At 67.3% G+C, this 13,444-nt stretch carries 6 protein-coding genes and 1 pseudogene; 6 read left to right on the top strand and 1 reads right to left on the bottom strand.

Annotated features, from left to right (window positions below):
- Nucleotides 1-533: 533 nt before the first annotated feature.
- Nucleotides 534-851 (top strand): annotated as a pseudogene (locus OXK16_09440) (DUF488 domain-containing protein).
- Nucleotides 852-1,109: 258 nt separating this feature from the next.
- On the top strand, nucleotides 1,110-1,550 hold the full coding sequence (locus tag OXK16_09435; GenBank protein ID MDE0376171.1) for a DUF488 domain-containing protein: 441 nt from the start codon (nucleotides 1,110-1,112) through the stop codon (nucleotides 1,548-1,550).
- A gap of 814 nt (nucleotides 1,551-2,364) precedes the next feature.
- Here the strand turns inward: OXK16_09435 and OXK16_09430 are convergent.
- A complete protein-coding gene (locus OXK16_09430; protein MDE0376170.1) occupies nucleotides 2,365-3,090 on the bottom strand; it encodes an endonuclease/exonuclease/phosphatase family protein in 726 nt (241 codons plus the stop codon).
- Between the two features lie 182 nt (nucleotides 3,091-3,272).
- Between OXK16_09430 and OXK16_09425 the strand changes: the two genes are divergently transcribed.
- The 4 genes from OXK16_09425 (at nucleotide 3,273) to recD (ending at nucleotide 13,401) form a co-directional block, all read left to right on the top strand.
- Complete coding sequence (locus tag OXK16_09425) at nucleotides 3,273-4,733, top strand: SDR family oxidoreductase (GenBank protein ID MDE0376169.1); 1,461 nt, start codon at nucleotides 3,273-3,275, stop codon at nucleotides 4,731-4,733.
- 156 nt (nucleotides 4,734-4,889) lie between these two features.
- A complete protein-coding gene (gene recC, locus OXK16_09420) occupies nucleotides 4,890-8,258 on the top strand; it encodes an exodeoxyribonuclease V subunit gamma (protein MDE0376168.1) in 3,369 nt (1,122 codons plus the stop codon).
- Nucleotides 8,255-11,557 (top strand): UvrD-helicase domain-containing protein, encoded by a 3,303-nt coding sequence (locus OXK16_09415; GenBank protein ID MDE0376167.1) that lies wholly within the window; start codon nucleotides 8,255-8,257, stop codon nucleotides 11,555-11,557. Before recC ends, OXK16_09415 begins: the two co-directional genes overlap by 4 nt.
- On the top strand, nucleotides 11,554-13,401 hold the full coding sequence (gene recD / locus OXK16_09410) for an exodeoxyribonuclease V subunit alpha (protein ID MDE0376166.1): 1,848 nt from the start codon (nucleotides 11,554-11,556) through the stop codon (nucleotides 13,399-13,401). Before OXK16_09415 ends, recD begins: the two co-directional genes overlap by 4 nt.
- Nucleotides 13,402-13,444: the final 43 nt, after the last annotated feature.

The raw sequence follows: 13,444 nt of genomic DNA, 5'->3' as shown, positions 1-13,444 counted from the left end.
GATTGATGCCCTCAGGGGGCGGTCTGCCGCTGGTCGTGTAAGGGGGCTCCGACGGCGCGGTGTGGAGCCGTGGGTGTCGGTCATCTCGATCGAGGAGATCTGGCGAGGTCTCCACCCGGAGGAGGAGTCGAGCGCGAAGCGCTTGGTCCAAGCCCTCCGTTTGGCCCCACTGCGTGCTCCCGAAGCTCAGCGTGCCGGCGCATGGCGGCGCGAGTTCGCCGAGATCGGTATCACTCTTCACCAGGCGGACTGCTTGATAGCTGCTTCGGCTGTCGGGATCGGGGCAACTCTTGCCACAGCGAACGTCTCTGATTTTCCGATGACGGAGCTTGAGGTACAGCACTGGCCGTCCGGATGAGGTTCTGGGAGTGGCTCGGCCGGTGGTTTTGTCGGTGTCGTGGTGGTAAGCGAAACTCTGTGTGTGAGAGCCCTAGGGTGGTGTGGGGTGCTGCATGAACGAACCTGACCCAACGTGGGTGGGCGGTCCGGGAATACTGTCCATCGGCCACTCGACACATTCCATTGACGTCTTCATGGGCCTACTCCGGCAAAACCGGATCGAGGTCGTCGCGGATGTCAGGAGCTTGCCCTACTCAAGGTTTAATCCGCAATACAACCGCGAGAGGCTAAGGCGTGAACTGCTTGCGGCGGGTATTCAGTACGACTTCCTAGGGAGTGAACTCGGTGGTAGGCCCGACGGCGAAGAGTTCTACGACTCCGATGGTCATGTTCTCTACGGACGCATGGCTGAAAGTGGCTCATTCCGTGCCGGTCTCGAGCGGCTTACTCAAAGAGCCGAGTTCTCACGGGTGGCCATGATGTGCAGTGAAGAGGATCCGGCTGATTGCCATCGCTACCTTCTCATCACCGGCGTCCTGGATCTCAAGGGCCTCCGCGTGGGCCACATCCGGTGCAAGGGACTCGAAGAAGACGGACAGATCGGATCAACCACGGAGCACAGTGATCAGGTCAGGAACTTCCGGATCTGGGAAGACGGGCGCTACGAGCAGCGGGATCTGTTTGGCCAGTTGGTAGTGAGCCCATGGAGGTCGTTCAAACCGGTTCCGCGGTTGGATCGATCGCCACAGCCGAGCATCGCTGAGACATCCTTGGACATCTATACGATCGGCTTCACGCGAAAGTCCGCGGAGGAATTCTTCACGAAGCTGCAGGACAACAGAATTGAGCGGCTCGTGGATGTCCGTGTTAACAACACATCACAGTTGGCTGGTTTTGCCAAGCGCGAGGATCTCCGCTACTTCCTAAGGGTGCTGGTCGGTGTCGACTATGTTCATGAACCCTTGTTGGCGCCTACGAAGGAACTACTCAAAGCCTACCGGGGCGGTGAGAAGGCCTGGGATGTATACGAGTCTGACTTTCTCGACCTTATGTCGGAACGTTCAGTCGAGAGTGAGATCCCTCGAGCGCTTTTCGCCGAGAGACGAGTGGCTCTTCTGTGCAGCGAGCCTACTGCTGAACGCTGCCATCGTCGCTTGGTAGTCGAGTACTTGGACAGAAAGTGGCGGAACATAAGGGCAGTTGATCTGTAGGTCCATCATGAAAATAGCGGTTAACCACCTCACGCGAATGAAGTTCCCGTATATCTGTGTTGCAGGACTCACTGGGAGCGGTTCACATATACGACCTGTCATTCCATCCGAGCAACTTCACAGGCGTCTCCTGGGGGAAGAAGGGGGACCGTTCTCGTTAGGGGAGGTGGTCGAACTCGGTTCTACGACCCCCCGCCCCGCTCGCCCCGCGCTTGAGGACGTAGAGTTCGAGCCGTACAAGGCAAGGTCGGTTCGGGTCCTGGACAGAGATGCATTTCGCAAGCTGCTCAAGGGTGCCGCGAAGTCCTCTCTCAGCAAGATCTTCGGCCCGGACCTGAGAAGGACCAGCAGAACAGCTGCCGCGGTGCCGGAAGGCAGGGGTGGTGCCTCTCTGGGTGTGCTCGGGCCGATACGGAAGGCTTGGATCAAGTCGCGCATCGAAATGCACCGGCCTGTGATCAGGTGCTCTTTCGCCGACTCGGACATCGGCTATGTATCGCTGAAGGTGACGGACCTCCGGTTGTGGAAAAACGATCACACCACACCGGAGGTCGCTGCTGTCCGTGCGATTGAGCCACAGCTCGAAGGTTGCTATCTAGCCGTTGGCCTCACGAGGGCGTGGTCGCCTGACCCTTCCGAACCAAGTGAGCATTGGTTGCAGGTGAACAACGTTTTTCCCATACACGATCCTCTTTGGTCGCGGGTAAGCCGGGCGAAGGGCCCGACGCGTTCCCCATAGCGGCCTGATCGCCCGATTCAGATCCCGACACCAGTGCCAGAACACCCGAATCTCGCCAGATCGCGCAGCCCCGCCCTATGTTGCCTGGCCGCGGGCGGATACGTGCGCGGCCACGCCGAAGTGGTCCGACAGCTTTCTCCCTTCGCGGAGGTTGCTGAGCGACGACATGGAGTCGACGGCTATATCGGCGCTCAGGGCGATGTGGTCGATGGAGGAGCGTCCATCGAAGGCGATATCCGAGGTCACGATCCGCATGCCCGGCGGAAAGGCTTCCCGCAGGGCGCTCCGGAGTTTGGCCGGCGCGCGGCTGCCTGGCCCGATTTTCTGGTTGAAGTCACCCATCACGATGACCCGCTTGTCCGAGATCCGTTCGAGCACCTGGGGGAGTCCGTCCAGGAAGCGACCATGGTCCTCCCAGGGTTTCTTTCGTCTGTCACCACGCCGCGCCTCGGTCCGTGACCCGAACCAGGGAATGCAGACCCCTACGACCGTGACGTCGCCAAGCGACGTGCGCGTGGAACCGGACACGAACCGTCCGGGTGGTAATCCGTCGTTCCCCGCGTAATCGACTTTCACCCAGGGCTCCCTTGACCAAAGCAGCACCTTCCGGCGATCCGTGATCCGATAGCCGTAGTCGGGCTGGGAGCAGATGCTGTGACCGCGTTGAGACAGCAGGTCGTGGTGGGTCTCGGTCAGACAGATCACCTCAGGAGCATGGCGATCGATGCGGTCCAGAAGGTGCGGGGCACGCGAGCGGGGCGTGGCCCACTGGACGTTCCACGTGACGATCGAGAGCGCCACTAACGGGCTCCGGGGGCGGCGAGTCCTTGCACTACTCGAATCGTAACGTCCGGTCCCCTGTCTGCGCGCGAGGTCCATCGGCCGTCCAGGTCGGTGTCTGGCTAGAAGCCGCGCGGCCATAGACTTTGCTTTAGGGCCCTATGGAGGGCGGTGCTTGGTCTGACCGCTGTAAGGAGGATCCGGTGGCACGGGTGCTGGTCTTAGGCGCCTCGGGGTATGTGGGGAGCCATCTGATCCCGCGGCTGGTGGAGCGGGGGCATGAGGTTCGGGCTGCCGGGCGCCGGCCGGAGGCTCTGGCGGACCGCGGGTGGGAGGGCGTGGAGACGGTTCGCGCGGACGCTCTCGATCCTAAGTCGCTGGAGCAGGCATTCGAGGGGATCGAGCTTGTCTACTACCTGATCCACTCGATGGCATCGGGGAAGGACTTTCCGGAACTGGACCGCCGGGCGGCGACCCATGTTCGGGATGCTGCCGCGACCGCCCGGGTGGGCCGCATCATCTACCTGGGCGGGTTGCAGCCGCGGGAGGCGGCCTCGGCACACCTCGACTCCCGGCGGGAGACCGGCGATTTGCTCCGATCGGGCTCGGTGCCGGTTATAGAGATCCGAGCCGGGATAGTGGTGGGGCCGGGCTCGGCAGCCTTCGAGGTCATCCGTGACCTCGTGTACCACCTGCCCGTGATGGTGACGCCCAGGTGGGTCGACTCCATGACCCAGCCGATCGCCCTGGCTGACCTGATCGAGTACCTGCTCCGGCTTCCGGAGACGGGAGGGTCCGGAAGCCCGATCCACGACGTCGGAGGCGCCGAGGCCTTGCGCTACCGGGATCTGCTCACCGGCTTCGCCAGGGTGATCGGCAAGCGGCTCCTGATCGTGCCGGTACCCGTCCTCACCCCTCGCCTCTCCTCCTACTGGCTGAACCTGGTCACCGCCGTGCCTACGAGCGTTGCCAGACCGCTCATAGACGGCCTCAGGCACGACCTGGTCGTCGATCCGAATGCCGACCTGGCCACCTCGATTCCTCTCCCTCTCCACACCTATGAAGAGGCGGTGCGGGCGGCCCTCGAGGCCGAGCAGGATGCCGAGATGCCGGCGCGCTGGACGGAAGGCTCCTTCGCTATGCGCGACTATCGCTCGGACGTCTCCTTCTACAGCCGCAGCGAGCGGGTCGAGCGCGTGTGCGAAGCCGATCCGGAGACCGTCTGGGAGGTCGTATCGTCCATCGGCGGGACCAACGGCTGGTATTACGCCAACCCGTTGTGGAACCTGCGGGGCATCCTGGATCGCTTGGTGGGGGGAGTCGGTAGGCGCCGGGGTCGTCGCCATCCGACCCGGTTGCGAGTGGGCGATGCGGTCGACTTCTGGCGGGTGGTGGCTATCGAGCCGGGTCGCCGCCTGACGCTCCTGGCGGAGATGCGCCTCCCCGGCACCGCAATCCTCGAGTTCGAGGTGCTGCCCGAAGCGGACGGGTCACGCATGGTCACCGCCGCGTACTTCCACCCGGCAGGTGCTCTGGGCCTCCTCTACTGGTACGCGTTGTGGCCCATCCACAAGCGCATATTTGCCGGCCTGGCAGATGCCGTAGTCGAGCGCTCGCTGGACCGGATGCCCGCCAAGGTACAGGTGGCGCCCCACGGCAGCTAGCCGGACTGCGGCCAGGAATAGGCCCGCCGGGATCCGGATCACGATCTTCTCGCTCAGATTGTCGATGAACGCGATTGTGTCGGTGGCGGGTGATAAGTTCGCCTCTGTGGAGGACCTGCACCGGACGCACGCTCTGAACCGATCTGGCAACTCACCGTGGCGTTGCTGATCCACGTCGGGTCGCATCCCGACGAGCTGGTGGGCGGGTTGTGCGAGATGCTGGCGTCACCCCCGGCGGATCCCTTCGCGCAGGAAGTGGTGGCCGTGCCGACCCGCGGTATCGAGCGCTGGCTCACCCAGCGGATCGCCTCTGAATTGGCCGATCGGACGTCCGGCGGCGGCGTGTGCGCCAACATTGGGTTCCCCTCCCCGCGTCGCCTCGTCCGGGACGTGCTGAGAGCGGTTCCCGAGCTGGCCTCGGCGCTGGATGCCTGGGAGGGACCCGCTCTCACCCGCACCGTGGTCTCGGTGGTGGACGATCATCTCGATGAGCCGTGGATGTGGCTACTGGCCCGCTTCATCGACGCCCCGAATGCAGTCGATGCGCTCGGCAACAGCCAGCGCCTCCGGGCGGCCCGCAAGATCGCCGGACTGTTCACCCGCTACGCCCGCCGCCGGCCCGAGATGGTACGGGCCTGGATGGAGGGGGAGGATGCCGGACCCGATGGAGGGGCCCTTCCCGAGGCGGATGTCTGGCAGGCGCGCCTGTGGCGGCTGGTCCGGGCACGGATAGGGACGCCCGGCCTGGCGGAGCTGATCCCTTCGGCCCTGGAGCCGATCCGGAGTGGTGTGCTGGATGTGGCTCTGCCGGAGCGGATCTTCGTGTACGGGCTCACCTCGGTGGACCCGATGGATGTCGAGGTGTTCGAGGCGCTGGCCGCTACTCGCGATGTACACCTGCACCTGTTGCATCCGTCCCCCGTCCTGTGGCAGGACACTGCGGTCCTTGCGGAACGGGACGTGGTCGGTGCCGAAACGGGAAGGGCGTCCGACCCCACGGCGCACCTGCCTCGGCATCCGCTGCTGCGCTCCTGGGCGCAGGAGAGCCGTGAACTCCAGTTGGTCCTGGCGAGCCGGGACCATGCGAGCGGGCCATCCGGAGGCGCAGCGGCCGCCGCGGCCGCCACCCTGCTCAGGCGGCTCCAGCAGGACATCCGCTCCAACGCCCTTCCCGCCAACTGCGCTGCCGCGGTCGGCGGCGCTGACGGAGACCGGTCGGTCCAGGTCCACGTCTGCTACGGCGCCCGCCGGCAGGTAGAGGTCCTTCGCGACGCCATCCTTCACGCTCTCGCGGCCGACGCCACGCTGGAACCGCGCGATGTCGTCATCATGACGCCGGACCTCGGCACCTTCGCCCCTCTCCTGGAAGCGGTGTTCCTCGGCCATGCCGGTGGCGGCGAACCCGATACCGGCGCGGATGCCCTGCCTGACCTGCGCCTCCGGATCGCCGACCGGGCGCCCGCCGCCACCAACCCGCTGGTCCGGTTCGCCGCAATCGTCCTCGACCTGGCCTGCGACCGCCTCGAAGCGGGCACGGTCCGCGAGCTGGTGGCGATGCCGGTGGTGCGGCGACTGTTCGGCTTCGACGAGGAGACGGCCGACGCGATCGCCGCGGTGATCGAGGACACCAACGTGCGGTGGGGCCTCGATGCCGACCACCGCGCCCGGTGGGACGCCGGCCGGGTGGGGGACCACACCTGGCGGCGCGGGCTCGACCGGGCTCTCTCCGGCGTCTTCTACGCGGACAGCAGCGTCCGCGTGGTCGGCGCGATCGCCCCCCTCGACGGGGCCGAGGGGCAGGAGGCTTTGCCGATCGGGCTATTGGCCCAGATCATGGACCGGATCGTCACGGTCCGGGAGCTTCTCGGCGAGCCTCGGCCTTACTCCGAGTGGGGCCCGGCCATCGCCGCGGCCGTACGCCTCCTGGCGGCACCCGCGTGGGACGACCAGTGGCAGTGGGGCCAGTTGGAGCGCCTGCTCGAGGAGAGCTTCCCGGGGGTGGAGGCCGGCGGTAACGATCCACTGCTCGATCCTGCGGAAGCCCGGTTGGTGGTGGACTACTGGTCGGAGGATGTGCCGAGCCCCCTGCATTTCAGGACCGGGGACATCACGGTCTGCACGCTGGTTCCGATGCGTTCGGTGCCCTACCGGGTGGTGTGCCTGCTCGGTATGGACGACCGGCGCTTCCCCAGAAGCAGCCGGGCCGACGGCGACGACCTGCTGGTTGACAACGAGATCATCGGTGACTCCGACCGCGGCGCCGAGGACCGCCAGCTCCTCCTGGATGCGGTCATGGCGGCCGGGGACCACCTGATCGTCACGTACTCGGGCCGTGACCCTCTGACCAACGCCGAGTATCCGCCGGCGGTCCCGATCGCCGAGTTGGCGGACGTGCTGTCCGGCATGGCGGGGGAGGCCGGTCTCGAGAGCCTCCGGACCCACCATCCTCTGCAAGCATTCAGCGAGACCAACTTCGTCTCGGGAAGTCTCGGTGTGTCCGGACCCTGGGGGTTCGACCCCATGCAGTTCCAGGGGTCGCTGGCCGTCCAGCATCGCACCGGTGGGGAGGCGCCCCATCTCCTGTTGCCCGCCCCCGAGGACGACGTCTTCTCGGAGATCCGGCTCGCGGACTTGGCCCGCTTTCTCGAGCATCCCGCCCGCGAGTTCATCCGCAGCAGGCTCGGCTTCCTGATCCCGCGCCAGGGAGAGATCCCGGACGACACCGTGCCCACCGAACTCGGCCCCTTGGAGGAGTGGCAGGTCACCGACCGCTTCCTCGCCGGACTGCTGTCGGGTCACCCGATCGAGTTGCTCGAAGCCCATCAGCGAGCCGGCGACACCGTGCCCCCCGGCGACCTCGGGCGGGCAGGTCTCGACCGGGCCCGGCAGCGGGCGTTCGAACTGTGGGAGGCCGCCACGGAAGTGGGGTACGACCCGGAGCGGCACGAGCAGTTCGCCGGAGCGGTACGGGTGGGCGGGCGCACGGTCGAGGGCGTGATAACGGCCGATCCAGGCGCCTCCCGGGCGGACATGGTCACCCCGTCGAGGCTCAAGGGTAAGCAACGCCTGAGAGCCTTCCTCCAGATGGTCTTCCTGTCCGCGCTGGACCCGCACCGCTCCTGGCAAGGGTTGCTGCTCGGTCGCCACCTGCGGGGCGACAAGCTCCGGAGCGTGAAGATCGGACCGATCCGCGGTGACGCGGCGCGCCGCCGGCACCGGGCGGAGCGTCTGCTGTCGGGCCTCGTCGACCTGTACGTCGAAGGGCTTACCGCCCCCATGCCGTTGCCCTGCGAAACGGCCTTCAACTGGCAGATGAAGGTGGGCGGAGATCTCGGAAGCGCCCGCAAACAGGCCGAGAAGGCGTGGGAGACGGACCGTTTCTCCCCGGAGGCCAAGGATCCGGCCAACGAGTTCCTGTTCCCGCACCTGGGGACCATGTCCGCCCTAGAGGGGAGTTCCTTCCCGGACCTCGCCCGGAGGCTGTGGGGGCCGATCCTCCCGCTGCTGGTGGAGAAGTCGCTATGACCGAGATCGGTCGTTACGACCCCTACGCGCCGATCGCCGGCGGCCGCACGGTGATCGAGGCGAGCGCCGGTACCGGCAAGACGTTCACGATCGCGGCCGTGGTCACCCGCCTGGTGGCCGAGGAAGGGCTTCCACTCGAGCGCATCCTCGTGGTCACCTTCACCAGGGCTGCCACCGCCGAGCTCAAAGACCGGGTCAGGCGCCGGATCGTCACCACCCTCAGTGCTCTCCGCGGTTCACATGTCGGGCCGGTCGACGACCACGTCAGCGCCCTGCTCGACGCCGACCCCGGCCGGCAGGGGAAATACTCGGAACGGCTCGAGGAGGCTCTGACCCACTTCGATCGCGCCCAGATCTTCACCATCCACGGTTTCGCGCTCCGGTTGCTGGAGAAGCTCGGATTCCGGTCACGGCTCTCCGGTGACATGGAGCCCCGCGAGATAGACGAACTGCTGCTGCGCCGGGCCGCCAGTGATCTGGTGGTGGGTCGTTTCGCCGTTCCCCGGGCGAGTGACAGATTCGATCAGGTCACCCAGGAGCACCTGGCCCAGATCGGCAAGGTCGTGGTAACCATCCCGGATGCCCGGATCACTCCGGCGCCGGCCTCCGCGGACGGACTGGCGAGAGTGCGGGCGGAGATGGCCCGGGATATGAAGTCGGTACTTTCCCGGCGGCTCTGGGCTGAAGGCATGGTCACCTTCGATGACACCCTGGTGGAGGCCCGCGACGCGCTGAACGAGGAGCGGGTCGGCGCCGGCGCCCGCGATCTGCTGAGGAGGCGCTACTCCATCGCCCTGGTCGACGAGGCCCAGGACACGGATCCCATCCAGTGGCAGATCCTCAGGGCGGTGTTCGACGAGTCCCGGCTGGTCGTGATCGGCGACCCGAAGCAGTCGATCTACGCCTTCCGTGGCGCCGACATCGAGTCCTACCTCTCGGCCGTCGAGGACCCCTCCGGGCACCGCACGCTGGCCACCAACTGGCGGAGCGACGGTCCGCTGATCGACGCGCTCGACGCGTTGCTGGCAGGAGCCACCTTCGGAGACGACCGTATCGGCTACCGGCGCGTGCAGCCATCCGAGCGGAACCGGACCGCCCGGATCCGGGGCGTCCGTGGAGCCCTGGAGATCCGCCGGTTCTCGGACGACTTCCCGTTGCCGCGCCAGCAATACAGACCGTTCTTCTACGTGAGGGAAGCTCGGGAGGCGGTTGCCTCGGACGTGGCCTCGGAGGTGGTCCGGCTCCTCGACCATGAGGTCTGGCTGGAAGGGAACGACGGTGAGGAGCGCCGACTCGAACCGGGGGACATCGCAGTGCTGTGCCGGACGGGGCGGCAGGTCGGGACGATCCGGGACGCCCTCGCGGCCGCGAGTGTACCGTCGGTGGTGGCCCGGACCGGGAGCGTGTTCGCCACCCCGGCGGCCGAGCATTGGCGCCGGTTCCTCCTTGCGATCGAACGGCCCAGCCGGGCGGACTACCTGCGCCTGGCGGCCACCACCCCGCTCGTCGGTAAGGACCTTCCCGAGGTGGCACGTCTGGAAGGGGACACGATCCTCGACCTGCAGCAACACTTCCTGCGGTGGCAGGGCCTGCTCCACGACCGCGGAGTGCCGGCGATGTTCGCCGACATCGACCGGACCACGGGTCTCACGGCCCGGATCCTCTCCCGCTTCGAGGGCGAGAGGGAGCTGACCGACCTCAACCACATCGCCGAGGAGATGCATGCTGCCTGGCGGAGGGGTCGGATCGGCTCGTTAGTGGTGTGGATCGAGGTTGCAATGGACGAAGCGGCCCGCAACGCCGAGGCGAACGTAGAGGACGTGGAGTCCCGCCAGCGACGATTGGACACCGACGCGGCGGCGGTGCAGGTCCTGACGGTGCATGCCGCCAAGGGTCTGGAGTACCCCGTGGTGATGGCGCCGTACCTGTGGGACATCCCCCGGATCAAGCCCATGATTCCCGTCTTCCACGACCCCGAGCCTGCTCCGGAGGGACAACCCCGGCGGCGTGTCATCGACGTCGGCGGTCCCACCTCTCCCGGCTTCGAGTCCCACCGGGAGGCGGCTATGGACGAGGACGCCGCCGAGGAGGGCCGCTTGCTGTACGTGGCGCTGACGAGGGCCAGGCACCGCTTGGTGGTGTGGTGGATCGAGAACACCCAGTACTCGGCCAAGACGAAGCTGCACCGGCTCTTGAGTCGCGGGGATGACGCGGATCGCGGGATAGAGCGGCTTATCGAGGCCTCCTGGGGGACCATCAGCCAGACCATCCTGAGCAGGCCCCAGCCGACCGTGCCGTACACGGGGGAGCAGCGGACTCCCGGCCGGCTCGACCGGGCCAGCCTCGATCGTTCCCTCGACTACTTCTGGCGGCGGGTCTCCTTCACGTCCTTGTCGCCGGACCGTCCCCTGGGCGGGGAGGCGGACACGATGGAAGAGCCCGACCGGGTGGATGAGCCGGCGGACGCCGGCGAGCCGGGCGGCGCCGGCGGCGGGCTGTTGATGGACGATCTCCCTCGGGGGCCCCGGTTCGGGTCGCTGGTGCACCGGATCTTCCAGAACGTGCCCTTCGACTCTCCCGATCTCTCCGCGGCGATCGGCTCCGAACTGGCCCACCTCACCCGACACGCTTCCTGGGACTTCGAGACGGATGCCTTCGTCGGAGGGATGACTGCGGCGATGCGAACACCCCTGGGACCCGGAGACGACGCCCTGTCCCTGCGCGACCTGGATCCGGGGCGGACCCTCAAGGAGGTGAGTTTCGAGCTGCCGCTCCGTACTTCCGCGTCGACCACCTCCCTGCGTGACATCGCGGCGGTCGTGCTCGAACGCCTGGACGAAGACGATCCCCACCGCGGCTACTTCCCGCGACTTCGGGACCTGGAGCCTCATCGGTTCCGCGGCTTCCTGACCGGCGAGATCGACCTCGTCACCGTGCTTCCAGGCCGCCGTGGCGCCCGCTACGTGGTGATGGATTTCAAGTCCAACACGCTTCCGGCCGCAGGGGAGTTGCCCGCCTCGACCGACTACGGGCCCGGCCCGCTCGTTGCCTCCATGCACCACGGCAACTACGTGCTCCAGGCCTTGCTGTACCAGGTGGCTCTCCACCGGTACCTCGAGTGGCGCCTTCCCGGCTACCGTCCGTCCGTCCACCTCGGCGGTTCCATGTACCTGTTCGTGAGGGGCATGATCGGTCCCGACACCCCGGTCATGGACGGGGAGCGCTGCGGGGTGGCGCGCTGGTCCCCGCCCTCGCAGGCAGTGGTGGCTGTGAGCGATCTCTTCGCAGGGCGTCGATGATGGTGGCCTCCGGACGGCTCGAAGCGGCCATCGCCGGACCGCAGGCCGTGGCCGGCGCGTCCGGCTTGCTGGCGGCCTTCAACGAAGGGGGTGCGCTCTCGCCGCTGGAAGTCCACGCAGCGATGGTGATCAGCCGCCTGTGGGACGAGTCCGACCAGGCGGTGATGCTGGCCGCCGCCCTGGCCGTACGGGGAACCCGCTTCGGGCACGTATGCATCCGTCTCGATACGCAGCGTGACGCGATGGTGATCGAGGGCCGGCCTCCGGAGGTGGTGGAGGCGCTTCCCTGGCCGGATCCGGAGGACTGGGTGGCGGCGGTGTCGCGTAGCGCGATGGTCGGCGACGGCAGGGGAGAGGAGCCTCTCGTGCTGGACGGCGATCGCCTCTACCTCGAGCGTTACTTCCGGCACGAGGAGCGGGTGGTCAACCTGATCCGAACCCGCACGGCCGTGCCCCGGGCCATCCTCTCCCCGGAGTCCCGGACGGTCCTGGACGGGTTGCTTCCACCCGTCTCCGACAACAAGCCGAACCTCCAGCATGCCGCCGCCGTCAACGCTCTGACCGGGAAGCTGACCGTGGTCGCCGGCGGTCCCGGCACCGGCAAGACGTACACGGTGGCGAGGATGCTGGCCGCCCTGGCCCAGACCTCCACGGACTTCCCGCGGGTGGCGCTGTGCGCTCCCACCGGGAAGGCGGCTGCCCGGCTGGGGGAAGTCATCGACGAGCTCGCGGCCGAGGCGGAGCATCCGATAGTCCGGGAGAGGCTGGAGACGCTCCAGACGGGCACCATCCACCGGCTCCTCGGGTGGGCGTGGGGCCGGGGCCGGTTCGCCCACCACGAGCGGAACCGGCTTCCCCACGACCTCATCGTCGTCGACGAGATGTCGATGGTCTCGCTGCCGCTGGCCGCCAAGCTGATCGCCGCGGTGCGGGCGGACGCCACTCTCGTGCTGGTCGGGGATCCGTACCAGCTGGAGTCCATCGAGGCCGGAACGGTCCTCGCCGACATAGTGGGTCCCGCCGCCCGGTCGCCCCATCGGGGACAGGGGAGTCCCGTTCCGGGCGGACCCGAGATCGCCGGCTGCGTGGTGGTGCTGGAGCGGGTGCACCGCTTCGAGGAGCAAGGCCCGATCGCCGACTTCGCCGACGCGGTCCGGGACGCTGATCCGGACCGGGCGATGGAGTTGCTCGACCGGGGAGTCGACGGCCTTCACTGGGTGAGGGACCGGGCCGAGGCCGGCTTCCGGAGGGTCCGAGACCGGGTCACCGAGCACCGCGCCGGGTTGGTGCGGGCGGCATCCCTGCCGGGCGGCGAGGAGGAGGCGCTGGCCCGCCTGGGCGGGATGGCGGTGCTGTGCGCCAATCGCGAAGGTCCGGGCAGCGTCGAGCAGTGGAGGCGCGACATCGAGGGCGCACTCGACGAGAGGTTCCCCGGCCTCCGGTACCGGGGCGAGTGGTACCCCGGACGGCCGCTGATGATCACCAAGAACGACTACAACCTGGGCCTCTACAACGGGGACATCGGGGTGGTGGTCCGGGCCGGCGAGGGCATGCGCGTCATGTTCGACCGGGGCGGCGTCCGCTCCTTCCCGCCCGGCTACCTGGGGGAGCACACGACCGTGCATGCCCTGACCATCCACAAGAGCCAGGGCTCCCAGTTCGAAGAGGTGGTCGTCTCGCTCCCGGTTGAGTCGTCGCGGCTGCTGACCCGCGAGCTTCTCTACACCGCCGTGACCCGGGCGTCCAAGAGCGTGACGGTCGTCGGTCCCGAATCCGCTATCCGCCTTGGCATCGAACGCTCGGTCCAGCGCGCCTCCGGCCTGAGGGCCAGGCTATGGGGATGAAAGCTCCTTGGCGTCCCTTGTCTGTAGCGCTTCTAGTCGTGGT

It is taken from the genome of bacterium (genome assembly GCA_028821235.1).
Lineage (GTDB): Bacteria > Actinomycetota > Acidimicrobiia > Spongiisociales > Spongiisociaceae > Spongiisocius.
This window is presented reverse-complemented; position numbering and strand designations above follow the sequence as displayed.